Origin of the sequence: Streptomyces hoynatensis (assembly GCF_003626535.1) — a bacterium.
Classification (GTDB): domain Bacteria; phylum Actinomycetota; class Actinomycetes; order Streptomycetales; family Streptomycetaceae; genus Streptomyces; species Streptomyces hoynatensis.
The window spans coordinates 757,867-782,019 of sequence record NZ_RBAL01000001.1 but is presented as its reverse complement, the minus strand read 5'-3'; the positions used below and the strand labels follow the sequence as shown (position 1 = coordinate 782,019).

General features: G+C 74.2%; 23 protein-coding genes, 1 tRNA gene and 2 pseudogenes. 15 read left to right on the top strand and 11 right to left on the bottom strand.

The window, feature by feature from the left end:
• The 9 genes and pseudogenes from D7294_RS32805 to D7294_RS33835 all read left to right on the top strand — a co-directional run.
• Positions 1–126, top strand: a pseudogene (locus D7294_RS32805) (amino acid ABC transporter permease); the annotation flags it as partial.
• Positions 127–148: 22 nt separating this feature from the next.
• The gene (locus D7294_RS03405) at positions 149–508 is read left to right on the top strand and encodes a hypothetical protein (protein ID WP_120675166.1); all 360 of its coding nucleotides are present in this window, start codon (positions 149–151) and stop codon (positions 506–508) included.
• Between the two features lie 73 nt (positions 509–581).
• Positions 582–655 (top strand) — tRNA-Lys (locus tag D7294_RS03400).
• A 263-nt stretch (positions 656–918) separates the two neighbouring features.
• Positions 919–1,080 carry a hypothetical protein gene (locus D7294_RS31785; RefSeq protein WP_158674556.1) on the top strand — a complete coding sequence of 54 codons (162 nt, stop codon included), beginning with the start codon at positions 919–921 and terminating at the stop codon, positions 1,078–1,080.
• A 519-nt stretch (positions 1,081–1,599) separates the two neighbouring features.
• Positions 1,600–1,860 (top strand): annotated as a pseudogene (locus D7294_RS33910) (helix-turn-helix domain-containing protein); the annotation flags it as partial.
• 408 nt (positions 1,861–2,268) lie between these two features.
• A complete protein-coding gene (locus D7294_RS32800) occupies positions 2,269–2,736 on the top strand; it encodes a transcriptional regulator (RefSeq protein ID WP_241562053.1) in 468 nt (155 codons plus the stop codon).
• A gap of 28 nt (positions 2,737–2,764) precedes the next feature.
• On the top strand, positions 2,765–3,337 hold the full coding sequence (locus D7294_RS03390; protein WP_422070649.1) for an HD domain-containing protein: 573 nt from the start codon (positions 2,765–2,767) through the stop codon (positions 3,335–3,337).
• 68 nt (positions 3,338–3,405) lie between these two features.
• Positions 3,406–3,702, top strand: coding sequence for a hypothetical protein (locus D7294_RS33840; RefSeq protein WP_338325608.1), 297 nt, complete (start codon positions 3,406–3,408; stop codon positions 3,700–3,702).
• Positions 3,684–3,983: a hypothetical protein gene (locus D7294_RS33835; protein ID WP_338325607.1), complete on the top strand. Its 300-nt coding sequence runs from the start codon at positions 3,684–3,686 to the stop codon at positions 3,981–3,983. Before D7294_RS33840 ends, D7294_RS33835 begins: the two co-directional genes overlap by 19 nt.
• Before the next feature lie 168 nt (positions 3,984–4,151).
• Here D7294_RS33835 and D7294_RS03380 read toward each other — a convergent pair whose 3' ends face one another.
• The 3 genes from D7294_RS03380 to D7294_RS03370 all read right to left on the bottom strand — a co-directional run bounded on the left by D7294_RS03380 (position 4,152) and on the right by D7294_RS03370 (position 7,363).
• Complete coding sequence (locus D7294_RS03380; RefSeq protein ID WP_120675160.1) at positions 4,152–5,192, bottom strand: vWA domain-containing protein; 1,041 nt, start codon at positions 5,190–5,192, stop codon at positions 4,152–4,154.
• A gap of 544 nt (positions 5,193–5,736) precedes the next feature.
• Positions 5,737–6,717: a hypothetical protein gene (locus D7294_RS03375; protein WP_194117721.1), complete on the bottom strand. Its 981-nt coding sequence runs from the start codon at positions 6,715–6,717 to the stop codon at positions 5,737–5,739.
• A 301-nt stretch (positions 6,718–7,018) separates the two neighbouring features.
• On the bottom strand, positions 7,019–7,363 hold the full coding sequence (locus D7294_RS03370; protein WP_120675158.1) for a winged helix-turn-helix transcriptional regulator: 345 nt from the start codon (positions 7,361–7,363) through the stop codon (positions 7,019–7,021).
• Between the two features lie 172 nt (positions 7,364–7,535).
• On the opposite strand from D7294_RS03370, the gene D7294_RS03365 reads away from it, so the two are divergent.
• A complete protein-coding gene (locus tag D7294_RS03365) occupies positions 7,536–8,405 on the top strand; it encodes an imine reductase family protein (RefSeq protein ID WP_422070648.1) in 870 nt (289 codons plus the stop codon).
• Between the two features lie 194 nt (positions 8,406–8,599).
• Here D7294_RS03365 and D7294_RS03360 read toward each other — a convergent pair whose 3' ends face one another.
• Both D7294_RS03360 and D7294_RS03355 read right to left on the bottom strand, forming a co-directional pair.
• Positions 8,600–8,869 (bottom strand): chaplin, encoded by a 270-nt coding sequence (locus D7294_RS03360; RefSeq protein WP_120675156.1) that lies wholly within the window; start codon positions 8,867–8,869, stop codon positions 8,600–8,602.
• A 115-nt stretch (positions 8,870–8,984) separates the two neighbouring features.
• The gene (locus D7294_RS03355; RefSeq protein ID WP_120675154.1) at positions 8,985–10,496 is read right to left on the bottom strand and encodes a DHA2 family efflux MFS transporter permease subunit; all 1,512 of its coding nucleotides are present in this window, start codon (positions 10,494–10,496) and stop codon (positions 8,985–8,987) included.
• Positions 10,497–10,595: 99 nt separating this feature from the next.
• Here D7294_RS03355 and D7294_RS03350 point away from each other — a divergent pair, with 99 nt between their 5' ends.
• Entirely contained in the window at positions 10,596–11,225 is a 630-nt protein-coding gene (locus tag D7294_RS03350) for a TetR/AcrR family transcriptional regulator (RefSeq protein WP_158674554.1), read from the top strand.
• A 78-nt stretch (positions 11,226–11,303) separates the two neighbouring features.
• Here D7294_RS03350 and D7294_RS03345 read toward each other — a convergent pair whose 3' ends face one another.
• Complete coding sequence (locus tag D7294_RS03345; RefSeq protein WP_120675351.1) at positions 11,304–12,182, bottom strand: LysR family transcriptional regulator; 879 nt, start codon at positions 12,180–12,182, stop codon at positions 11,304–11,306.
• A gap of 97 nt (positions 12,183–12,279) precedes the next feature.
• Between D7294_RS03345 and D7294_RS03340 the strand changes: the two genes are divergently transcribed.
• Positions 12,280–13,668, top strand: a complete 1,389-nt coding sequence (locus tag D7294_RS03340) for an MFS transporter (protein WP_120675349.1) — start codon at positions 12,280–12,282, stop codon at positions 13,666–13,668.
• Positions 13,669–13,833: 165 nt separating this feature from the next.
• On the opposite strand, the gene D7294_RS03335 is transcribed toward D7294_RS03340, so the two are convergent.
• The 4 genes from D7294_RS03335 to D7294_RS03320 all read right to left on the bottom strand — a co-directional run bounded on the left by D7294_RS03335 (position 13,834) and on the right by D7294_RS03320 (position 19,421).
• A complete protein-coding gene (locus D7294_RS03335; protein ID WP_120675149.1) occupies positions 13,834–15,957 on the bottom strand; it encodes a beta-galactosidase in 2,124 nt (707 codons plus the stop codon).
• A gap of 173 nt (positions 15,958–16,130) precedes the next feature.
• Positions 16,131–17,468 (bottom strand): ABC transporter substrate-binding protein, encoded by a 1,338-nt coding sequence (locus tag D7294_RS03330; protein WP_120675148.1) that lies wholly within the window; start codon positions 17,466–17,468, stop codon positions 16,131–16,133.
• Between the two features lie 117 nt (positions 17,469–17,585).
• Positions 17,586–18,515, bottom strand: a complete 930-nt coding sequence (locus D7294_RS03325; protein ID WP_120675146.1) for a carbohydrate ABC transporter permease — start codon at positions 18,513–18,515, stop codon at positions 17,586–17,588.
• A 6-nt stretch (positions 18,516–18,521) separates the two neighbouring features.
• Complete coding sequence (locus tag D7294_RS03320; RefSeq protein WP_241562052.1) at positions 18,522–19,421, bottom strand: carbohydrate ABC transporter permease; 900 nt, start codon at positions 19,419–19,421, stop codon at positions 18,522–18,524.
• Between the two features lie 243 nt (positions 19,422–19,664).
• On the opposite strand from D7294_RS03320, the gene D7294_RS03315 reads away from it, so the two are divergent.
• Positions 19,665–20,654: a LacI family DNA-binding transcriptional regulator gene (locus D7294_RS03315; protein WP_120675142.1), complete on the top strand. Its 990-nt coding sequence runs from the start codon at positions 19,665–19,667 to the stop codon at positions 20,652–20,654.
• 307 nt (positions 20,655–20,961) lie between these two features.
• Positions 20,962–23,010, top strand: coding sequence for a phosphatase PAP2 family protein (locus D7294_RS03310; protein WP_147450762.1), 2,049 nt, complete (start codon positions 20,962–20,964; stop codon positions 23,008–23,010).
• Between the two features lie 18 nt (positions 23,011–23,028).
• On the opposite strand, the gene D7294_RS03305 is transcribed toward D7294_RS03310, so the two are convergent.
• Positions 23,029–23,478 carry a hypothetical protein gene (locus tag D7294_RS03305; RefSeq protein ID WP_147450761.1) on the bottom strand — a complete coding sequence of 150 codons (450 nt, stop codon included), beginning with the start codon at positions 23,476–23,478 and terminating at the stop codon, positions 23,029–23,031.
• On the opposite strand from D7294_RS03305, the gene D7294_RS03300 reads away from it, so the two are divergent.
• The gene (locus D7294_RS03300; protein ID WP_120675347.1) at positions 23,462–24,145 is read left to right on the top strand and encodes an adenylate kinase family protein; all 684 of its coding nucleotides are present in this window, start codon (positions 23,462–23,464) and stop codon (positions 24,143–24,145) included. The genes D7294_RS03305 and D7294_RS03300 overlap by 17 nt on opposite strands.
• The last annotated feature ends 8 nt before the right edge of the window (positions 24,146–24,153 follow it).

The following is a 24,153-nucleotide window of genomic DNA, read 5'->3' as shown; positions in this document are numbered from 1 at the left end:
AGGGCGCTCGGCCTGAGCTTCTCGCAGGTGCTGCGGCTGATCGTGCTCCCGCAGGCCTTCCGCTCGGTGATCGCACCGCTGGCGAACATCCTGATCGCCCTGACGAAGAACACCACGGTGGCCTCCGGCCCGATCAGGAGGCTCCCCGATGTCCGACGCAGGCCGCGCCCCCGAGTCCCCGGGAGGCGAGCCGCCGCGCCCCAGGCGGCCCGCCGCGCTCTTCTTCGAGCCGCCCGCCGAGCAGCCGGCCGGCGAGCACTTCTTCGACCTGGAGTCGATCACCGACCCCAGGCACCTCCTGGACCGGGCCACGGAGCTGGCGACCGCGTTCCAGGCCGCCGCCGACCGCGCGGTCGAGTTCCAGGCCGTGGCCGCCGCCCAGCTCGCCGACCCGGCCCGCTTCGACCGGCTCACCGCGGTCCAGATCGGCGACCGCGCGGGGTGGACCGAGGACTACGCGGCCAAGATGATCGAGTACGGCCGTGAGCTGCAACGGCGCCGTTCCTAGGCCGCTGCCGCCCGCCCTCCCTATCGATTTTTGTTCCTTCGGTTGGGGGTGCTAATGTCTACGACGTCAGCAGGCGCCGCTAGCTCAGTTGGTTAGAGCAGCTGACTCTTAATCAGCGGGTCCGGGGTTCGAGTCCCTGGCGGCGCACCTGATGAGAGGCCCCCACCGAGGGTGGGGGCCTTCTCCTTTTCGGCCCTCATGCGGCGCCCAGGCGCTCCTCCTTCCCCGGCCATGCGGCCGAAACCGCGAGAAGCCACGAGAAGCCACGAGAAGCCGCGAGAAAGTCGCGAGAAGTGGCGTAACGATCCCGCTCCCCCGCCCTCCCCCTCCCGAAGGGAATCCAGGCCCGCACGGCCCGGGCCCGGTCCCGGCCTTCCGGCCTGCAGGTCACAGAGAGTGGGGCAGCACACATGGACGCGCGCACCTTCGTCTTGATCACCGTCGCCGCGGCACTCGCCGCCTACGCCGCCTACCGGAGCCCGGCCGCAGGCACGGCCCTCACCGTCGCCACCGCCGTCGGCACGGCCCTCTACGCCGTCTTCAGGGACGAGGACGACCGCGACGGCCGGTGAGGCCCCGGGCCGGGACGGCCGGTGCGACTCAGGCCGGGACGGCCGGTGCGACTCAGGCCCTGACGGCCGGTGCGGACCGGCCAGGCCCGCAAGGCGCAGGCGGCGCAGGAACGCGCAGGAGATCGGGAGGCGGCACCCGAGGGTCGCCGCTCCCGCCCCCGCTCCCCGGCGCCAGGGGCGTGCCCCGGCGCGCAGCGGCACCTCACCCCAGTGGCGCGCTCTCGCGCGTGCAGCGGGTGAGTTCGAGGACGAGCTGGTTGGCGAGGAACCAGGGGGTGGCGGGATGGGTCATAACCTTCCCTTACTGCGATGCCATGGCCGATGGGCTTGGCACCCCTGACGCGCTTCGTTATCCAAAGCCTCGGTAACTCATCCCCGAGCAGCCCGTTACTCGGAGCCACTACGCTGCGCACCATCCGACTACGGCACCCCGGGATCATCAACTTACGGTGACCTGTCGGCCGGAAAAACTGACGCAGAGTACAAGTCGCACCAAACGAAGAGCCCAGAAGGTAGGCCATGACCTCAGCTCAGCGCCCACTGCCTGGCAGAAGCCGCACTGGCAGTCAGAGTTCTTGCCCCCATCCTCAGGCAGGGGCGATTACAGGGCACCTACTGAAGACCATACGCGAGCGCATCCCATTGACTCAACGTCGCCTTGCAGAGCTGCTAGGCGTGGACATCACGACTGTCCAGGGGTGGGAATCCGGCCGACGGCCTCTTCCTTCTGTCTCGTTCACCCAATTTCAGGCCGTCCGAAGGCAACTGCTGAGGTGCGGCGCCGACGCCAGGCTCGTCCCCCTGTTGGAAGTTGCCAGTCAAGCGGATGCCGTCATTGCCCACACGCTGGCGCTCTCGTCGCAGAGGAGGCCAGTCGAGCACCCACTCGCCCAATGGGTCTACACGCGGACCGCCGCCCACATGATCGTGTGGGCCCTCACCGACATCCCGCCCGCAGCGCTGCCGCCGGCGCCGCCGAGAACGTCGTCCCGTCGTGGCCCTGCACCCAAATCCCCTCTCCTGCCAACAGCTGAACGGCAGGCGTTCTTCAGTCATCTGAGACGCTGCGCCGAGGAAGCGGATCGGCTCGGCGAAAGTGGAGCTCTACTGCGGCGACAGGCCGTGTACCTATGTAGCTATGACCGGGCCGCCGACACCCACGCCTGGCTCGCTCACATGAGGAGACCCATGAAGCTCAGCTTCTCCTCGACGTCGGAGTGGTCGGAGGCACGATCGCTCGCCACCTCGCTGGCGAGGTACGGGGAGCGCGATGTCCTTCGGGCATTCATCGACCACGGCACGAGCGATGATTCCGCAGAGGTCGCCAACCTCAACTACTGGGCCTACTGGCTGGGCTTGGACCGTTGCCCGCGGGCTGACGACAGCTTCATGGCCGCTGCGTCGTCCCAATGTTGGGACGCCGGTGGGCTGTTGCGCGCGCTGGCCACTCGCCTCAGCCCTGGCCTAGCCTGCATTGAATTGAACGTGCACACGGTATGGGCCATGCTCGCGGCTCACCCGCGGCTGACGGCAGCCGACCCACGTCTCTCGGCCGATCTGGCCAATCGGGTGGGGGTCCTGCTCGACGATGGCGGTACATCGTCACGAGCCCGGCGTGAGCTGGAACAGTTGCATTACGGTCTACGCATGGCCTGAGCCATATCCATGGAGAGGGCGCCGCATGATGGACGAACAGCACGCCCGGGGTTCGGTCACCTACCTCATGGAGATGGGCGCGCTCAAGCGCAGCAGGCGCAGTGGATGGTGGATCGTGGGGGTCAAGGACCCCGAGACGATCGCCGAGCACAGCTTCCGCACGGCGATCATCGGGTCGGTACTGGCGATGCTGGAAGGCGCCGATCCGGCGAAAGTGGCGCTCCTGTGCACCTTCCACGACACGCAGGAGACCCGCGTGGGCGATATCCCGTGGGTCGGGCGCCGTTACCTCACCGCGGCGAGCAACGAGGACGTCACGGCGGACCAGGTCGCCGATGCCCATCCGGCGGTGGCCGCCGGAATCCAGGCCATCGTGGCCGAGTACGAGAACGGCGACTCGCTGGAAGTGCTGGTGGCCCACGACGCGGACAAGCTGGAGTGCATGCTCCAGGGCCTTGAGTACCTGGAGCAGGGCTATCGCAACGCCCGGGAGTGGGTGGACAGTACGCGCGCCAAGCTCAAGACCCCGTCGGCGATCGCCCTGGCGAATGCCGCACAGGACATGTCCTCGGCCGAGTGGCAGCGAACCTACCTGCGCTAGCCGGCCGGCCGCTGCTCCACCCGGGTACCCGTGCTTCCGTCGCCGAGCGACTAGGAGTTGAGGAGAGCGTGTTGTGGCCCAACGCCGCCAAGGCGGTGCTGAAGACGGGACCCGACCGGGAGGTCGTCTCGGTCTACCCCTATCGCTCCGCTTGCCCCTCCTCGGTGTGGCGGCAACTGATCACGGACGCCGGGACCGAGTTGACCTTCGCCGGGTACACCAACTACTTCCTCTGGCTCGACCACGCGAACCTCGCCGCGGTGCTGCGGCGCAAGGCGCGGTCCGGTGCCTCCGTGCGGTTCCTGCTGGGCGTGCCCGACGCGGAGGTGACCCGGCCCGCGAGAGCGTGGAACGGACCGCCCTGACCGTCTCCACGCGCATCAGGATCACCCTCGAACACCTCGCCCGGCTGCGGGACGTGGAGGGCATCGAGTCCCGCTACAGCGACCAGGAGAGCCACCTCGGCCTGTCCGTGTTCCGCTTCGACGACCAGATGCTCGTGACCCCGCATCTCTCGAACCTCGCCGGACACGACTCCCCGATGCTGCATCTGCGCCGCCTCCAGGACGACGGCCTGTTCGACCGCTTCGCCTGGCACGTCGAAACGCTGTGGCAGGCCGGCCGGCCCACCGACGTCGGCGCATGAGGGCCGGCTCCGGCTGGAGCGGTGTGCGTGGGGAAGCGAGGAACCCGAGACGATCGCCGGGCGCGGCTTCCGCGCGGCGATCGTCGGGTCGGCACCGGCGACGGTGGGAGGCGCCGGTCCGGCGGAGGGGTCCCGGGGCGGGGGGCGCCGGACCCGTGGGGCCGGGGCTCAGAGCATCAGCAGCAGGCGGGTGTTCGGCATGAGCTTCCGGTTCACGCTGGTGCTCTGCACGAAGATGGTGAACTCGTCGTTGTGGTCCGGCTTGACGCGCACCTCCACGTCCGGCAGGCCGAGCAGGGCCCGCGCCTCGGGGCCCGTGTAGACGCGGTCCGTCTTCTTTTCCAGCACCGCGATCTGTTTCCGCGCCTGGATCTTTTCCGACTTGCTCAGCTCGTAGAACGCGCCGCCGGTGCGGTAGGCGTGGCCGCATTCGATTATCCATTCCCGGATCGCCGCGTCGCGGGCGACCGGGAGCAGCTCGTACTGCGCGGGATTCAGCGAGGTGAGGCCGGCCGCCTTGATGGTGTCCTTGTTGACCGCGTCCGCGCCGGTGGAGAACACCGCCCGCGAGCCGCGAATGCCCTTGGTGCGGCCCACCATGAATTTCTCGGTGGCCTGCCGGATGACCTGGCCGGCCTCTTCGAGGCCCTGCGTGCTCGTGGCGTCCCAGATGGCGATGTTGTTTTTCGGGAAGCCGCACTGCATGGCCTCGCGCTTGCCCATCTGGTCCGGGACGAGGACGGCCAGCGTCCAGTTGTCCTCCTGCCGCTCGATCATCTCGGAGACGGCCGCGACCAGCTCGCCCGGCTTCCTGGTGGGGGCATCCGGGCAGCGGTGGCTCGCGTTCTCCTGGCCGTCGGTGAGGATGAACGTCAGGAAGCTGTGGTCGCCGTAGAGCTGGGCGGTCTGCGCCAGCTCTCGCTGCGATGTCAGCGCGGCCGCCAGCAGGGCCGTCATTCCGCCGACGCGGTACAGCTGCCGCAGCGACGGCATGCGCAGCACGTCCTTGTCGTAGATGACGCACTCCACCTTGTCCGCGAAGACGTAGACCGTGACGCGCGTTTCCTGATCCAGCTCCCTGGAACGGCGGGCGAGATATTCGATCTGCTGGTCGGCGACTTCCACGACCTTGCGGCTGAGATGCGACATCGACGAACTGGCATCCAGCACCAGGGCCACGTGATTGATGTAGTTCTGGTTACCCGACATGACGGCTCTCCCTCTTTCCCGCTCTTTTCCGCGCGATGTCCTCACTCTCTCATCCACCACTGACAATCGATCAGGAGCCGGGGAGAGGTGCGGGATCGGGCGATCCACGGCGGCGGCAGGGCGGCGATTCCCGCATCGTGGAAGCCGCCCCGCGCCCGGGGCGCGCGGCCCGGCCCGCTCCCCCTGGGCCAGGTCGCGCGCCCAATGGCCCCGGCCCGCCGCGGGGTTGCGCGCCCGCCAGGGGGTGGCGAGGGGCGCGCGGGATCGGTCGGCGGGCGTCCGTGGGGACGGCCGGCCCCCGCGTGCGGTGGGGTCGTGGCGGTCGGTGGAGCGGGCGCGCCCGCGTGGCGCGTTCGGCTCCGTGAGGCAAAGGACGTCTCCCGCCCGGGGGAAGGGGCGGGTGGGGGCCATCCCTCCCGCCGGGCGCGCCGGTGGGCGGGGGCGGAGTGGTGGCTGCCCGTCAGTACCGTACCCCAGCCGGGGGCGTGGCCGCCCTCGCGCGAGGCGGGGGCCGAGGGGCGCCGGGCGGCGGCGGGGGCACCCGTCAGCCGTGGCCGTGGCCGGAGTGCCCGGGGGTGGGAGAGGCGGACTGGTCCTCGGCCGGGTCCTGGTGCGCGCCGTCCTCCGGCTCCTCGCCTGCCGTGGCCGGCACGGTGAACTCGGCCGTGTGGACGGCTCCTTCGTGGGCGAAGTCGAGGTAGAGGCGGTAGGCGCCCGGGCTCGGGGCCTGGGCGTGGAAGGAGATGCCGGGGCCCGGCTCGGTGACGCCGTCGCCGGGCGCGCCCTCGGGGTGGACGTGCAGGTAGGCGAGGTCGTCGGCGCGCAGGGCGACGAGGTGGCCGTAGGCGCCGAGGTACGGGTCGAGGTCGGTGACCCGGTGGCCGTTCCTGGCGACGGAGAAGGTCAGTTCGCTCGGGGTCCCGGGGGTGAGTGCGCCGTCGAGCGTCACCGTGTACCCGTCGACCTGCGCCGTGGCCGCGGGCTCGGGCAGCGGCTGCGGCCGGTACTCCCCGGCGACCTGCACCTCGGCTCCCAGGGTGAGGGGGCCCTCCGGGTCGCCTGCGGGGGCGAAGTCGGCGAACATCCGGTACGAGCCGCCCTCCGCGAAGGTCACCGGGACGCGCCAGGTGCCGTCGGCTCCCCGCTCCGGGTGGAGGTGCCGGTAGCCCGTCAGGTCCCGGCGCACCAGGATCAGGTGGAGGTCCTGCTCGTGCGTCTCCCGGTAGGCGGTCAGCGGCCGGCCGTCCGGGTCCAGGATGCGGAAGGCGAGGCCGGCGGGCTCGCCCGCCCGCAGCCCGTCGTGGCGCGGGACGAGCGTGTAGCCGCGTTCCGAGCTGCGCAGGCCGGCCGGCTGGGCCTCCTGCCCTCCGGCCCGGCCGCCGCCGCGCGGGTCCTGGTGTCCCCCGTGGCCCGCCTCGGCCGGGTCCGCGTCCACGGGGTCGAGGGCCGCGCCGGTGGCGAAGGCCGCGCCGAAGACCAGGGCGAGTCCGGCGCCGAAGGTACCGATCTTGGATGGGGTGTTCATGCGCCCCACAATACCCCCCGGGGGTATAAAAACAAGGCGCCGCCCCCCTTCACGACCCTCCCGCGGCACCCTCGCCTCACCCCGCCAGGAAGGAGCGGTACCCGTCGAGGGCCGCGCCGAGGGTCTCGGCGAAGGGCGTGGGCCCGACGCCGCACCGCGAGACGAAGGCCGAGGAGTCCCTCTCCTAGGGGCTCCGGACGCCGGTGGAACATCTCGGCGTACTCCCGCATGAACGTCTCGTCCACACCGTCAAGATCATGACCTCGGGCGGCGTCGTCTCTGCCCTCCGGCGGCGGGTTCGTCAGCCCGCGGCCTCGGCGCGGCCGAGGACGTGGCGGCGGCCCCAGGCGCCGAGCGGGGCCAGCGCCTCGTTGAGGGCCCGCCCGCGCGGGGTGAGGGAGTACTCGACCCGGGGCGGCACCTCGTCGTACGCCTCGCGGTGGACGATGCCGTCCTCCTCCAGCTCCCGCAGCTGCGCGGCGAGCACCTTCTCGGTGACGCCGGGCAGCTGCCTGCGGAGCTCGCCGAAGCGCCAGGCGCGCTCGTTCAGCGCCCACAGCACGAGCACCTTCCACTTGCCGCCGATGACGTCCATCGCCGCGTCGATCCCGCAGTGGTACGCCCCAGGCCGCCGCACGGCCGTCATCTCCCCGCCTCCCGCCTGCTCGCTCACCCCGGGGTAACCACCCACGTCAAAGTGCGTACTTGTGGGCCCCGGGCCGCCGAAGCAGCCTAACCCCGTGAACGATGACGCCACCGGGCGCGCGGCCACGGCCGCCGCCACCACTCCGGGGGAGACCCCCGCCCCGCCCGCCCCCGTGACCCTCCTCGGCCTGGGCGCCATGGGCTCGGCACTCGGCCGGGCCTGGCTGGCCGCCGGGCACCCGCTGACCGTGTGGAACCGCAGCCGGGAGCGGGCCGCGTCGCTGGCCGCCGCGGGCGCCCGCCTCGCCGCCACGCCGGCCGAGGCGGTGGCCGCGGGCGGCCTGGTCGTGGGCTGTGTGCTGGACGACGCCGCCCTGGAGGAGACGCTCGAAGGGGCCGACCTCGGCGGCCGGGACCTGGTCAGCCTGGTCACCGGCACCCCGGGCCAGGCCAGGGCGCGGGCGCGGTGGGCGCGCTCGCGCGGGGCCCGTTTCCTGGACGGCGGGATCATGGCGGTCCCGCCGATGATCGGCCGCCCGGACGGCGGGGGTTACGTGTTCTACAGCGGCTCGGCCGGCCTGTTCGAGGAGCACCGGGCCACGCTCGCCGTGCCGGCGGACACCGCCTACGTGGGCGGGGACCCGGGGGCCGCGGCGCTGTACGACGTGGCGCTGCTGAGCGCCATGTACGGGATGTTCGCCGGGGTGGCGCACGCCTTCGCGCTGGCCGGGGAGGAGATCGCGCCGACCGACCTCGCGCCGCGGCTGGCCGCCTGGCTCGGCGCCATGACCGCCTCGGTGCACGGGACGGCCCGGCGCCTGGAGAGCGGCGACTTCACCACGGGGGTCGTCTCGCCGCTGGCCATGCAGGTGGCGGGCAGCGCCACGCTGCTGCGCACCGCGGAGGAGCGGGGGGTGAGCCCGGAGTTGCTGACGCCCTACCTGGACCTGCTGCGGCGGCGCCTGGCCGAGGGGCACGGCCTGGAGGACACCACCGGGGCCATCGGGCTCCTGGCCACCGGGCGGGCGCCGGCCGAGGCGTAGGCCAGGAGGGGCCGGGAGGCGCCGAGTTCGGGGGGCCGGCATGGCGAGGGGCGGAGCCCGGGTGGGCTCCGCCCCTGGTGAGCACGGTCGGGGTGGGAAGTCGGGGTGGGAGTAGTGCGGTGACTTCGGTGCTTCTCCGCCGCACCCGTGGGGTGGGCGCGGCCCGGCTGCCGTCGCCGAGCGGAGGACAGCGATCAGTTGCCGGCGGTGAAGTTGCCGATGCCGACCAGGTTGAGGCTGTTCCCGCACAGGTTGATCGGCACGCTGACCGGAATCTGGATGACGTTGCCCGAGATGAGGCCGGGGGAACCGGCCGCGAGGGCGCCCGCGTTGGCGTCGCCGAGGTTGACGCAGCCGCCCGGCTTGCCTTCGTGCTTGTCGCCGGCCCAGGCGGGGGCCGCGCAGACGGAGGCCGCGAGGACGCCGAGGCCCGCGGCACGGATGAGCTTGCTGGTTGTCTTCATGGCCGTCTGTTTAGGGGCAGGTGCCCCGCGCCGCGCGCCACGACATGCGCCGTCACCGGAACGGGGGCCGCCGGGCGACCCGAACGGCCCAACGGCCCCGCCGCGCGCCACCCGCCTACCGCGGGCCGGCGGGCGGGGTTCCCGTGGGCGGCGCTCCCGTGGGCGGGGCCGGCTCGGCGGGTGGCGGCGCCGCCGGTGCCCGGGCCGGCTCGGCCGGCGGCCCGGCCGGGCCGCGGCGTTCTGCACGGGCCAGGTAGAGGGCGGGCGGCGCGGCGAGCACGGAGATCGCGGCCACCCAGCAGAAGGCGGAGCCGAAGCCGCCGGCCATGGCGGAGGGGGTGGCGGCGCCGTCGAGCCCGCGCTGGAGGACGACCGCGAACAGCGCCGTGGAGACCGAACCGCCGATCCGCTGCAGGACGTTGAGCTGGACGGTGGCGTCCCCGACCCGGTCGGGCGGTATGGCGCGGTAGGCGACGGCGATGGCCGGCACCATCGTGGCGCCGATCCCGATGCCGCGCACCACCATCGCCGCGCACAGCCAGCCGTAGGGCGTGTGGGCCCCGATGAACACGAAGGGGAGGGTGCCCACGAGGCCGATCAGGACGCCGGCGAGGGCCGTGCGCCCGCCCCCGGCCCGGTCGGTCATGAGGGCGGCGTAGCGGAACGCCACCGCGATGCCGAGGCCCTGCGGGACGAGCAGCAGGCCGGTGGCCACCGCGTCCTGGCCGCGGACCACCTGGAAGTACAGCGGCATCAGGATGACCGCCCCGAAGACGAGGGCGCCGACGAGGAAGTTGATCAGGGAGGCGGCGACGTAGCCGCCGCGGGCGAACAGCCGCAGGTCGACGAGCGGGGCGGGGGCCCGCAGGGCGTGGCGGACGAAGCAGCCGAGGAGGACCGCGCCCGCGGCCGTCCAGCCGAGCGCCGGGCCGGTGCCCGGGCCGCCGTCCCCGCCGATCCCGGCCAGGCCGTAGGTGAGGGCGACGCAGCCGAGGGCGAGGGTGGCCAGGCCCGTGACGTCGAGGCGTCCCGGCCGCTGCGGCTCGTCCCTCGGCAGCAGCAGCCGGGCCAGGAGCACGGCCAGGGCGCCGACGGGCACGTTGACCAGGAAGATCCAGCGCCAGCCCGCGTGCTGGAGCAGCAGGCCGCCCACGGTGGGGCCGAGGACGGGCGCCATGATCGTGGGGATGGCGGTCACGCTCATCACCCGGGCCATCAGGCGGACGCCGGCGGCGCGCACGACGATCACCTGCCCGACCGGGCCCGCGACGGCTGCCGCCGCCCCCTGCACGACGCGGAAGGCGATCAACTGCCCGGCGGAGCCTGCCAGTCCGCAGGCGAGCGAGGAGAGGGCGAAGGCGGCCATCGCGGTGGTGTAGACCCTGGCCGGCCCGTAGCGGGTGGCGAGCCAGTGGGAGATCGGGAGCACGGCCGCCATCGCCAGCAGGTAGCCGGTCACCAGCCACTGGACGGTGCCGAGCGGGGCGTCGAGCTCCGCGGAGAGCGAGTCGAGGGCGACGTTGACGATGGTCCCGTCGAGCAGGGCGAGGAAGGAGCCGAGCGTCGTGACGACGATCACTCGGCGCAGCCGGGGCGAGAAGGGCGTCCGGGTCTTTGTCGGGTCCATTCCGGTCCGTTCCGTACGATGAGGAGACCACCCCGATCGGAGCGGTGCTCCGGAAATATACGGAGCACCGCTCCGGAATGGCAAGCGGGAGGAGACGACGTGTCCGGGACTCAGCCGCGCGCCGACGCGCGACGCAACCGGGAGAACCTGGTACGGGTGGCGAGGGAGGTCTTCGCCGAGTCGGGCACGGACGCCTCGCTGCGGGACATCGCCCGCCGCGCCGGCGTCGGCATCGGCACCCTCTACCGCCACTTCCCCACCCGCGAGGACCTGCTCGGCGCCGCGCTGAGCACCGGCCTCGGGGCGCTGCGCGAGGAGGCACACCGCGGGCTCGGCGAACAGTCCCCCGGCGAGGCGCTGTTCGCCTGGATGGAGACCTTCGCCTCCAGGTCAAGCGTGTGGTGCGGGGTGCCCGGCTCGGTGATGGAGGCGCTGCACGGCGGCCGGCCCGCCGTGCAGGCGGCCTTCACCGACGTGATCGAGGCCGTCGCGGACCTGCTCGCCAGGGCCCAGCGGGAGGGCACGGTGCGCGGGGACGTGGACGCCGAGGACGTCATCACCGCGGCGAGCGCGCTGGGCTGGGTGTCGGAGAAGTGCGGCCCCGCGTACACCGCCCGCCTGCTCGCGGTCGTCAGGGACGGGCTCGGCGTCCCCCGGGACGGCTCCGCCCCCCGGCCGCTCCCCGCGGCGCCGGGGCTCGGCGCGCCCCCGCCGGCCGGAACGCCCTGAACCCCGCTGAACTCCGCCCGCCCCGGCGGCGCGGCCGGGCCGCCGGGTCCGCGGCCGACCCGCCGGGGCGCCGGCCGCTCAGGCGCCCGCGGCGTAGAGCACCTCCCGCACGCCGGGCAGCTGCTCGCGGTCGGCGCGCCAGACCAGGCGCAGGGCGAGGTCGGGGACGGCGAAGTCGAGCCTGGCCAGGGAGCCCGCCCGCAGCGCGTCCGCCACCGCGAACTCCGGCAGCAGCGCCACCCCCAGGCCCCGCTCCGCCCAGCCCCGCATCACCGCGACCCCGCCGGCCTCCACCCGCTCGGGGCCCGGGCCCAGGGCGCGCTCCGCGGCCATCCGGAAGGAGCAGTTCGGCACGTTGACCAGCAGCCGCTCCCCGGAGAAGTCCCCGGCCGCCAGGGCGGGGCTGCCCGCCAGCCGGTGCCCGGGGGCCGCCACGAGCGCCAGCGGCACCGGGTCCACGTCGAGGAAGGTCAGCGGCTCGGGCGGCACCGGAAAGCCCAGGTCGCCCACGGCCTCCCCGGTGTCCAGGACGAGCGCCGCCACCAGCTCGCCCGCGCCCACGGCCGCGAACAGCTCGTCCCGGCCGCGCGCCGCCCGGACCCGGACCACGACGTCGGGGCGGCGTTCCGCGAGCCGGCCGAGCACCCGGGGCACGCAGGTCGCCGCCACCGTCTCCAGCGCCCCCAGCCACAGCACCTGCCGCTCGCCGGTCACCTCGCTGCGCGCCTGCGCCGCCAGGTCGAGGAGGCGGCGGGACCAGGTCAGCAGCCGCTCCCCCGCGCCGGTCAGCCGCATCCCGCGGCGGGTGCGCGCGAACAGCGCCACCCCGAGCGCCGCCTCCAGGCCCCTGATCTGCTCCGAGACGGTCGAGGGCGCCAGGCCCACGGCGTTGGCCGCGTCCGTCACCGTGCCGTGCCTGACGACGGCCTCGAAGGTGCGCAGCTGACGTAGCTCCATGCCGCGCTGCAACCCGCGCGGTGCCTTCGGAATTCCCGAACGCCGCGTGCGGGGCCGCCGGTGGAAGGCGGGCCGCCGCCCGGCGAGGGTGGGCGCCATGACGACCCAGGACACCTCCGCCGCGCCGCGCGGCGCGGCCGGGAGCGAGGCGCCCGCGCCCAGGCGCGGGACGGCGCTCTTCGGGATCTCGCTCGGCTACTTCATGGTGCTGCTCGACATGACCGTGCTCTCGGTGGCCGAGCCGGACCTCGCCCGCTCCCTGCACAGCTCGGTCGCCGGCCTGCAGTGGGCCACCACCGGCTACACCGTGGTCTTCGGCGCGCTGCTGCTCTCGGCGGGCGCGGTGGCCGATCGGCTGGGGGCGCACCGGGTCTTCCGGGCCGGCACCGCCGCCTTCGGCCTCGGCTCGCTGCTGTGCGCCCTCGCCCCGACGCTGGAAGTCCTCGTCGGGCTGCGCGCGTTGCTCGGCGCGGCGGCCGCGGCCTGCGTGCCCGCCTCGATGGCGATGATCTCCCGCCTCTACCCGGCGCCCGCGGCGCGCACCCGCGCCCTGGCCACCTGGGCCGCGGTCAGCGGCTCGGCGGTGGCCGCCGGCCCGATCGCCGGCGGCGCCCTGGTCGGGCTCGCCGGGTGGCGGGCGATCTTCCTGGTCAACGTGCCGCTCGCCGCGCTGGTCCTCCTCCTTGCGGCGCATCCCGCGGTGCGCTGCCCGCGCGGCGAGCGGCGGATCGACTGGGCGGGCCAGCTCGCGGCGTGTGCCGTGCTCGCCCTCGCCACCGACGCGCTGATCGCGGCCGGCTCCGGCGCCTTCGGGCACCTGGCGCTCTCCGCGGCGGCCACGGCGCTCGCCTGCGGCGCCTTCGCCCTGGCCGAACGGCGCCCGGGGGCGGGGGTGCTGCCCGCCGCGCTGCTGCGCGCCGCGGCGGCGCGGGCGGCGCTCGCCGCGGGGGCCGCGGTCAACTTCACGCTGACCGGGGCGCTGTTCGTGCTGCCGCTGCTGCTGCGGCACGAGCACGGCCTCGGCCCCTGGGCCACCGGCTTCGCCTTCCTGCCGCTGACCCTGCCCTTCGCGCTGAACCCGCCGCTGACCGGCCGGATCGCGGCCAGGCGCGGACCCAGGCCGCCGATCCTGCTCGGGCTCGCCCTGCTGACCGCGGGCACCGGGGCGCTGGCCTGGGCGGCAGGGGCGGGGAGGGGGTACGGCCCGCTCGCCGTGGGCCTGCTGGGCGCCGGGCTCGGCGTGTCCTTCGCGCTGCCCGCCCTGGTCGGCGCGGTGATCGCCGCGGCCCCCGAGGGCACCGCTGGCGCGGCCGGCGGCCTGCTCAACGCGGTCAGGCAGGCGGGCGCCACCCTCGGCGTCGCCGCCATGGGGGCCTGCGCGGGCGAGGGCGGCGCGGGCGGCGCGGCCGCCGCGTTCCTCCTCGCCGCCGGGGTCTGCGCCGCGGCGGGCGCCTGGTTCGCCGCGGGCGCGCGCACCGCCCGCTGAACGGGGCGGCGCGGGGTCCGGCCGCGCTGCCCGGGGCGGGGCCCGGCCGCGCCGCCCGGCCCGGGCGGGCGGCGGCGCTGCGGCGGGTGCGGATCCGGCCCGGGCCGGTGCGCACCGCCGTCCGCGCCCTCCTGCCCTACCGCGCCCTCCTGCCCTACCGCGGCCTCACGGCCGCGCCCGGCCCGGGGCGGCGGGCGGGCGGCGCAGCACCGCGACGCCGTGGGGCGGCAGCACCTCCGGCGAGCCGGTGAGGAACTCCCCTTCCAGCGGCGGGAGTTCGATCGGCCGGTCGGTGCGGTTGGTGAGGAACAGGTAGCGGGCGTCCCCGGCGGTGCGCACGGCCGGCTCCACCAGGCCGCGCAGCTGCGGGGGCAGTTCGCTGCCCAGGCCGGCCGCGCCGAGCAGCGGGGCGAGGACGCCGGGCAGGCCCTCGGGCCCCAGCCGCGTGGACACGTACGCGGCCGAGCCGCCGCCCGGGACGGGACGGCGGGTGATCGCCGCCCGCCCGGCCTGCGGGCCGCTCGCGTACCGGGCCAGCACCTCGGTCGCCGGGTCGGTGACGGTGATCTCGTCCGTCCACAGCGAGCCGGTGAGCGTGCCGGTGAGGGCGCAGCCGAGCGTCCCGGCGGGCGCCCCTTCGCCGGGTCCCGTGCCCTCCAGGGTCACCGTCTCGCCGTCCAGCAGCGGCCCGAACTCCTCGATCCGCAGGCCGAGCAGCTCCCGCAGCGGACCGGGATAGCCGCCAAGCCACACGTGGTCGTGCTCGTCCACGATCCCGGAGAAGTACGTCGTCACCAGGTGCCCGCCCCCCTCGGCCCAGCGGGTCAGCTCCTTGGCCAGGGCGCTCGGCAGCACGTGCAGGATGGGGGCCACCACCAGCCGGTAGCCGTCGAGCGGCGTGCCGGTGGGCACCACGTCGGCGCGCACGCCCAGGGCGAGGAAGGCCGAGTACCAGTCCAGCGCCTCCTGCCGGTAGCGCAGCCGGGCGGAGGGGTGCGAGTCGAGCTCGCTCGCCCACCAGGACTCCCAGTCGAACAGGATGGCCGCCTCGGCGGGCGCCCGGCGCGAGCCGGCGACCGGGGCCAGCTCCTCGCGCAGCAGCCGCCCGAGCGCGGCCACCGAACGGAACACGGCGCTGTCGGCCCCGGCGTGCGGCACCATCGCCGAGTGGTACTTCTCGGCCCCGGCCGCCGACTGCCGCCACTGGAAGAAGCAGACCGCGTCCGCGCCGTGCGCCACGTGCAGCAGCGAGTCGCGGGCCAGCTCCCCCGGCCGCTTGGCGCGGTTGACCGGCTGCCAGTTGACCGCGCTCGTCGAGTGCTCCATCAGGAACCAGGGCTCGCCGCCGGCGATGTTCCCCGTCAGGTTCGCCGAGAAGGACAGCTCGTCCAGGCCCTGCGGGCCCGGGTGCAGGTAGTGGTCGTTGGAGACGAAGTCCACCTCGGCCGCCCAGCTCGGGTAGTGCATCCCCTTGGTGCCGCCCATCACCATGAAGTTCGTGGTGACCGGCACCCCCGGGGTCAGCCGGCGCAGCACCTCCCGCTCGGCCCGCAGGTGCGCGGCGAGCGCGTCGGAGGAGAAGCGGGCGAAGTCGAGCTGCTGGGTCGGGTTGGGGTGCGAGGCGGCCAGCCGCGGCGGCAGCACCTGCGCCCAGTCCGTGTAGTGCTGGGACCAGAAGGCCGTGCCCCAGGCCGCGTTGAGCGCCGCCACCGTGCCGTAACGCGCCCGCAGCCAGGCCCGGAACGCCTCGGCCGCGTCCTCGGAGTAGTCGTAGACGTTGTGGCAGCCGAGCTCGTTGCTGACGTGCCAGGCCGCGAGCGCCGGGTGGCCGGCGTAGCGGGTGGCCATCGCCTCCACCAGGCGCAGGGCGTGCGCCCTGAACAGCGGGGAGGTGGGCCGCCAGTGCTGCCTGGCGCCCGGCCACACCGTCTCCCCGGTCCTGGTCACCGGCAGGATCTCGGGGTGCGCCGCGGTCAGCCAGGGCGGCGGCGAGGCCGTGGCGGTCGCCAGGTCGACGGCCACCCCGTTCTCGTGCAGCAGGTCCATGATCTCGTCGAGCCAGCCGAAGTCCCATTCCTCGGGACCGGGTTGCAGGCGTGCCCAGGAGAAGATCGCGAGCGAGACGAGGTTGACGCCGGCCTGCCGCATCAGCCGGACGTCCTCGGGCCACACCTCGCGCGGCCACTGCTCCGGGTTGTAGTCGGCGCCGAAGGCGAAACGTGGGGCGGCGGTCTCGGCCGTGCCGTCGGACGGCCACCGCAGCCAGCGGGGCGAGCGGGCGCGGGTCATCGTGCTCCTTGGGTTGGCGGGGTGGCGGCGGCGCCGCGGCGGGGTGGCCGCGGCGCCGCGGAACCTGCGGAACCTTGGGGCCGCGCCGGCCGGGTCCGCCGGCGGGCGGCCGTCTCGCGGGGGCGGCTGCCGCGCCCCCGCCGCGGCGCGTCCTGCGGGCCGGGCGGCCCTCCTCAGTCGGTCAGGGTGAAGCCCTGCTCCTGGCCGTAGTCGCGGGACTTCTGCTGCCAGTCGGCCAGCCCCTCGGCGAGCGTGGTGTCCGAGACGTACGCCTGGCCGACGGTGTCGTTGAAGATCGAGTTCGCGTAGACCTGGTAGGGCAGGTACGACCAGCCCTCCACCACGTTCTGCGCCGACTCGGCGAAGATCTGGTTGGCCTGCTGGCCGCCGAAGTAGTCGAACTCGGTGTTCAGGAACTCCTCGGACGACAGGTCGGCGGTCGTGGCCGGGAAGGCGCCCTCCGCGAGCCTGGTCTGCACCCCCTCGCCCGCGTCGGCGTACTCGATGAAGGCGTAGGCGAGTTCCTTGTTGCCGCTGGCCTCGGGGATGGCGAGCGAGCTGCCGCCGTTCTCGGCGCTCGCGTGGCCGCCCTCCTCCCACTGCGGCAGCGGCGCCACCCGCCAGTCGCCCGCGGCCCCCGGCACGCCCGACTCGAAGTTGGCCGGCATCCAGGCGCCGGTGGGCAGGGTGGCGATCGTGCCGTCCGCGAGCCCCTGGTACCACGCGTCGGTCCAGCCGGCCACGTCGCTGAGCAGGCCCTCGGAGACCAGCTGCTGCCAGGTCTCGGCGAACCTCGTGGAGCCCTCGTCGGTGAAGTCGATGCCGACGCTGGTGCCGTCCACGGTGTAGGGGTGGCCGCCCGCCTGCCAGATCATGCTGGTGGTGAACCCGGCGTCGCCGATGTCCGCGCCGATGTACACGTCCGGGTCGGCCTCGTGCAGCTCCCTCGCGGCCGTGACGTACTCGTCCCAGGTGGTGGGCACCTCGACGCCGTACTCGTCGAAGACGGTCTTGTTGTAGAAGAGGGCCATCGGTCCGGAGTCCATCGGCAGGCCGTAGATGCCCTCGCCGCCCGCGTGCACCGAGTTCCACGGCCCGGGCGAGAAGGTGCCCTCAAGGTCGGAGGCGCCCATGGAGGACAGGTCGGCGATCGAGTCGGCGATCGCGAACTGGCCCAGCGCGTAGTACTCGATCTGCGCCACGTCCGGCACGCCCGAGCCGGCGGATATCGCGTTCTGGAGGGCCGTGTACTGGTCGTTGGCCGTGCCGGCGTTCACGAGGTCGACCTGCACGTTCGGGTACTTCTCCTCGAAGTCCGCCACGACGGACTCCAGGGTGGGCTCCCAGGCCCAGACGGTGATCTTGCCGCCCTGCTCCAGTGCCGCCTGGACGTCGTCGGGCGAGCCGCCGCCGGAACCGCCGTCGTCGGAGCCGCCGCACGCCGTGACGGCGAGGGCGAGCGCGCAGGCGAGGCCGAGGCCGCGCGCGAGGGGACGCACTCGTGTGCTCATAGGGGTCATCTCACTTCGGTGTCGTGGGCGGGGTGCCGCGGTGGGCCCCGGCCCGGTCGGGGTGGTGGCGCGTGGGGGGGCGCAGCGGATGTGCGCGCGGCGGGCGCGGCGGCCGGGTCACTCCTTGACGCTTCCGGCGGCAAGGCCCGACTGCCAGTACCGCTGGAGCAGCAGGAACGCGGCGATCAGCGGCAGGATGGTGAGCAGGGAGCCGGTGATGACGAGGTGGAAGATGGCCTCGCCGCCCGCCGTCGCGGCCTGCGCGTTCCAGGCGTTGAGGCCGAGGGTGAGCGGGTACCAGTCCGGGTCCTTGATCATGATCAGCGGCAGGAAGTAGTTGTTCCAGGTCGCGACCATGGTGAACAGCAGGACCGTGACGATGCCCGGCGCGAGCAGCGGCAGCCCGATCCTGAAGAAGGTGCGGATCTCGCCCGAGCCGTCGATGCGGGCGGCCTCAAGCAGCTCGCCGGGGATCGCCTCGGAGGCGAAGACCCACATGAGGTAGAGGCCGAAGGGCGAGATCAGCGAGGGGAGGATCACCGCCCAGGGCGTGTTCGTCAGCCCCATCTTGCTGAACATGAGGAAGGTCGGCACCGCGAGCGCCGTGCTGGGCACCGCCACCGCGCCGATGACCACGGCGAACACCGCGCGCTTGCCCGCGAAGTCGAACTTCGCCAGCGCGTAGCCGCCCAGGATGGCCAGGAAGGTGGCGCCGCCCGCGCCCACGCCCACGTACAGCAGGGTGTTGAGCAGCCAGCGGGTGAAGACGCCGTCGTCGTAGGTGAAGGTGTCGGCGATGTTCGAGAAGAGGGCGAAGTCCCCGTCGAACCACAGGCCGAAGGAGTCGAACAGGCCCGCCTGAGTCTTGGTGGCGTTCACGAACAGCCACACCAGCGGCACCAGCGCGTACAGCAGGACGAGACCGGTCAGCAGGGTGAGCGGCAGGCTGCGCCGCCTGCGGCGGGGGCCGGCGGCCGGACGGCGCGGGGTGCGCAGCCTGGCGGGGCGGCGGCGCGGGGGCGCGAGGGGAGTGGCGGGGGCGCTCATCGGTTCTCACGCGTCCTTTCGCATGCCGCGGAGCTGGACCACGTAGGCGACGACCATGGTGAGCAGGCCCATGATGATCGCGACGGTCGCCGCGTAGTTGTGCTGCTGCCCGGAGAAGGACAGCGAGTAGGTCAGGATGTTGGGCGTGTAGTCCGTGGTGATGGCGTTGGGCGCCAGGTTCTGGAGGATCGCCGGCTCGTTGAACAGCTGGAAGGTGCCGATAATGGAGAAGATCGTGGCGATCACCAGCGCGCCGCGGATGGCCGGCAGCTTGATCGCCGTGATGACCCGCAGCTGGCCCGCGCCGTCGATCTCCGCCGCCTCGTACATTGAGTGCGGGATCACGCGCAGCGCGGAGTAGAAGATCAGCATGTTGTAGCCGACGAACTCCCAGGTCACGATGTTGCCGATGGCGGCGAGCACCAGGTCGGGAGAGAGCGGGTCGGGCAGGGAGATGCCGAAGGCGTCGTTGATGTTGCCGACCAGGCCGAAGCGGGTGCCGTACATGAAGCCCCACATGAGGGTGGCGACCACCGCGGGCACCGCGTAGGGCAGGAAGATGGCGATGCGGAAGAAGTCCCGCCCGTACAGCCGCCCGCTGTCCAGCGCGAGGGCGACCAGGAGGGCCAGGAACAGCATGATCGGGACCTGGATCAGGAGGAACAGCGACACCCGGGTCAGCGACTCCCAGAACTGCGCGTCCTGCAGGGCCTGCCGGTAGTTGGCGAGGCCGACGTAGTGGTTGCCGCCGATCAACTGGTCGCGGAAGAGGCTGAGATAGACGGAGTAGCCGATCGGGGCAAGGAAGACGAGGGCGAAGACGGCCATGAAGGGGCCGATGAAGCCCCACCCGGTCCACGACCGCCGCCTGCGCGCCGCCCGCAGCGGCGCTGACACCGTAGCCATAGTCTCCCTCGCTGGTCGTGGCGGGCGGGCCGCCCCGGCGGATGGTTGCGTAAACATCGAGGGGCCGAGCGCGCGGGGACCTGATATGTTTACGTAAACATCCAATTGCGCGAGATGTTTACACTTCCGAAAGGTGGGCGTCAAGAGTGGCGTCCCAGGGCTTTCCGGGCGGACGTTCCGGGTGAACGTGCCGCGCGGCAGGGGCGGAGGCAGGCGGTGCCACAGCGGAAGCGGCGGGTGTCCATGGCGGACGTCGCCCGGCGTGCCGGAGTCTCCTCGCAGACCGTCTCCCGGGTCTCCAACGGGCACCCGGGCGTGGTGGACGCGACCAGGCGGCAGGTGCTCGACGCGATGAAGGAGCTGGGCTACCGGCCCAACAGCGCGGCGCGCGCCCTGAAGAGCGGCGAGTTCCGCACCATCGGCATCATCCTGTTCACCCTCTCCACCACGGGCAACGTCCGCACCCTGGAGGCCATCGCCACCTCGGCCGCCGAGGAGGGCTACGCCATCACGCTGCTGCCCGTGGCCGTCCCCACCCAGGACGAGGTGCGCGGCGCGTTCACCAGGCTCGGCGAACTCGCCGTCGACGCGATCATCGTGATCATGGAGGTGCACCTGCTGGACGCCGCCACCGTCTCGCTGCCGCCCAACATCGGCGTGGTCGTGGCCGATTCGAACGCGGGCGACCGCTACAGCGTCGTCGACACCGACCAGGCGGGCGGCAGCCGGGAGGCGGTGCGGCACCTGCTGGGCCTGGGCCACCGCACGGTGTGGCACCTGGCGGGCCCCGCGGACTCCTTCGCGGCGCAGCGCCGCGCCGACGCCTGGCGGGCCACGCTGGAGGAGGCGGGGCGCGAGGTGCCGCCCCCGGTGCGCGGGGACTGGTCGGCCGAGTCCGGCTACCTGGCCGGCCTGCGGCTGGCCGGGGAGCCGGGCTGCACCGCCGTGTTCGCCGCCAACGACCAGATGGCCCTCGGGCTGCTGCGGGCCCTGCACGAGCGGGGGCGCGCGGTGCCCGCGGAGGTGAGCGTGGTCGGCTTCGACGACATCCCCGAGGCGGGCTCGTTCATCCCGCCGCTGACCACCGTCCACCAGGACTTCGCCGAGGTGGGCAGGCGCTGCGTGGCCGGCGTGCTGCGGCAGCTGCGGACCGACGCCGTGGAGCGGGGCACGACGCTGGTGCCCACGCGGCTGGTGGTACGCGGGAGTTCGGGGCCCCCGCCGGGGGCGTAGCGCGGAGCGCGGAACGCGGGTCGCGGAACGCGGAGCGGGGGCCGCGGCGGCTCGCATCGCGTCGCGGCGGGGCGGGGCGGCGAGACGGACGTCAACCCGGCCCGCGGCTCCTTCACCGGCGCCGAGGCGGCCGTCGCCGGCGGCCGATGCGCCCGGCCGGGACCGCCCTCGCCGCTGCCCGGCCCGCCCGGGACCGCCGCGGCGGGCCGGGGCGCGTGAGCTGGGCGGTTTGCGGGCCGGTAGGTTGGCGTCCGTCGGCCGTTAACGCGGTGGGCACCGGTTGGGCGGACGGGCCGGAGGGCATGGCGTGGCGGGCAGGACGAGGAGACTCACGGCGGGCGGGCGGCCGGAACCCGCCGTGCTCGGGGCGGCGGCGCTGTGGGTGATCGCCGCCTTCCTGGTCGTCCGGGCGGCGGTGGCCGCGCTGCGGCGCCCCGCGGAGGAGCTGGACGGGCCGCTGCCCGGCTGGGCCGGCACCGGGGGCGGGTCCCTCTACGCGGGGGAAGGCGACGACCGGTTCGCGGGCACCCCCCTCGACGGGCTGCTGGTGCGGCACCTCGGCGGCGGCTCCGCGGTGGACTCCCACGCCGTGTGGACCTGCTTCCTGCTGCTGCTCCTGGCCGCCGCCGCGGTGCTCGCCACGCGCGCCGCGCCCGGCCGGCGGCCCTGGCACGGGCCGTTCGCCGTCTGCCTGCTGACGCTCTCGCTGCCGGTGCGGGAGCTGCTCGGCCGCGGGCAGCTGGCGCTCGTGCTGCCCGCGCTGCTCGCCCTCGGCGGCTGGCTGCTGGCGACGGCCGGGCCCAACCCCCGCCCGGTTACGGGGCGTTCCGGCGCCCTGCCGGGGGCGTTTGAAAATTTCGCGCGGGGCGGGTGGGGAGCGCACGCGGAGGGCCGGCGACTCGCGGGCGGCGCGCTGCTCGGCCTGGCCGCGGCGGCCCAGCCGGTGCTGCTGCTGCTCGCCGTGCCGCTGTGGGCGGCCGGGCGCAGGCGCGGCGCCCTGGCGGCGGGGGTTGCGTTCGGCTGCGCCACGGCCGTGGGCTGGCTGGCGCTGCCCGGGGACTCCGTGACCTACTGGCTGCGCAACGCCGCCGGGGCCGGCCTCGCCGCCGCGCCCGGGGAGGCGGGCAGCCAGTCGCTGCACTCGGCGCTGCTGCGCCAGGGCCTCCACGGGCCGGGGGAACGCGTCCTGTGCCTGGCGCTCGCTCTGGCCGTGTGCGCGGTGGCGCTGCGCCGGGCCGCGCGCTACTGCCGCGACGGGCAGCCGCTGCCGGCCGCCGCCGTGGCCGGCTGCGCCACGCTCGCCCTGGCGCCCGCCGCCTGGCCGCACGAGCAGCTCTGGCTGCTGCTCGCCGCGCAGGGCCGCTGGGGGCGGCGGACCGCGGACCGGCCGGTGTGGCCGGTGTTCGTGGCGCTGGTGGCGGTCGTCGAGGGCGCCGAGCTGCTGCCGAAGCTGGACTGGCTGGCGGTGTTCGGCGAGAACCTGCCGCTGATCGCCGCCCTCCTCGCCGCCTGCGCCGTCCCCTTCCTGCCGCGCAGCGACCCGCGGTGGGCCGCCCCCGAGGCCGCCGGGCCGGCCGGGCGCCCCAACCTGCTGCTGGAGCTCGTCCTCATCAGGGCCGGGTACGCCGCCTACTCGTGGATTCGCTCCTACGCCAAGGGCGACCGGCACACCGCGGAGCGGCACGGGCACCAGGTGCTCGACGTGCAGGAGTTCCTGCACGTGGACATCGAGCACTGGCTCAACCACACCGTCGCCAAGAGCGCCGCCCTCGCGGACGCGATGGACTTCTACTACGCGACGTTCCACTTCGTGGTGCCGCTGTCCCTCCTCGGCTGGCTGCTGGTGCGCCACCCCGCGGACTACCGCCAGGCCCGCGCCTGGCTGGGCTGCACCACCCTCTTCGGCCTGGTCGGCTTCTGGCTGTACCCGCTGGCCCCGCCCCGCCTGATGCCGGGGCTCGGCTTCATCGACACGGCCAACGGCCCGCAGGATCTCAACGACCCGCGGTTCGGCGCGCTCACCGGCATCACCAACCCGTACGCCGCGATGCCCTCGCTGCACGTCGGCTGGGCGCTGTGGTGCGCGCTGACCCTGTGGCGGGTCGCCCCCTACGCCTGGCTGCGGCTGGCGGGCTTCGCCTATCCGGTGCTGACGGCGGCCGTGGTGATGGGCACCGCCAACCACTACCTGCTCGACGCGGTCGGCGGCGTGGCCGTGGTGGCGGCCGGGTACGCCGTCACGCGCGCGGTGACCCGCCTCCTCCAGGCGCCGCGGCCCGCGGGGCCGCCCGGGCCGCCCGGGCCGCCCGCGGAGCCGGTGCGGCCCACCGGGCAGCCGGTGCCCCAGCGCGGCTGAGGCGGGCCCGGCGGGGCCTCAGCCGGTGAAGACCACGGCGCAGACCAGCACCGAGCCGCCGTCGACGAACCAGGAGGCGTACTGCGTCGGGTCGTTGGCGACCCGGTTGCACTCCCCCGCCTGGTGCTGCGCCGGGGCGGCGTAGACGCCGGTGACGTGGTACGTCTGGCTGTACGGGGAGGGCACCTCGCCCTGGCAGTCCACCCGGCTCATGAGGTTGGCGCCGCCGTCGGCCATGCCGAGGAAGCACTGCCCGACCGCGAACCGGCGGGTGACGCACAGGGCCACGGTCTCGCCGGTGGAGCCGGTGTGGATCAGGTGGCTGCGGCCCGCGTCCACGGGGCCCTCGCCGCCCTCGGCGCCCGAGGTGCCCGAGGTGGCCGCCGCGCTCTGCCGTACCCGGCGCACCGGCCGGACGCAGGGCACCGCGCGTGGCTGCGAGACTGCCGGTATGACGATGCGAGTCATCTCGGTCCTGGGAAGCAGCCCCGGCGTGGGCAAGTCGACTCTCTGCCGCGCCTTGGCGGAATGGCTCTCCGGCACGGGGGCGTCGGTCGACCACTTCGAGGAGGAGGACATCCTCAGGCGAGCCGCCTTTCGGCCCGTGGCCGAGGAGTTCGACGGCGGGGCCGGCTCGGTTCGCCCGGCAACACTGGTCGCCTGCACGCGCGCCTACGTCGCGGAGTCACTCGCCCAGGGCAGGGATTACCTGCTGACCGACGCCCTGCTGCCGTTCATCCCCTCCCTCGTGGCCTGGGGCCATCCCGAGGAGACCCTCCGCCGGGTCATTGCCGAGCTGGACCGGGTCGTGGCGCCCGCCGAGATCGTCCTGGTGTACCTCCGGGACGATCCGGAGAAGGCACTGCGGCGTGCGATCGACCGAGAGGGCAGTGCCTGGGGAGACTGGTACGTGGCCAAACTCGCCGCCGCCCCCGGCACCAGGGCCGTCCACGACCTCGCCTCCGCCGCCGCGCACCTGCGTGCCGAGGCAGAACTGACCCGGCGTCTCCTCGCCGAGTCGCCGTGGCCCGTCCTGACCCTCGACGCGGGGACGCTCGGCGCTCGGGAGACCCAGGCCCGCGCCCGCCAGTACCTGACCGACCTGCTGATGCTGCCGGGATGCCCGGCCGCGTAAGCACCCGC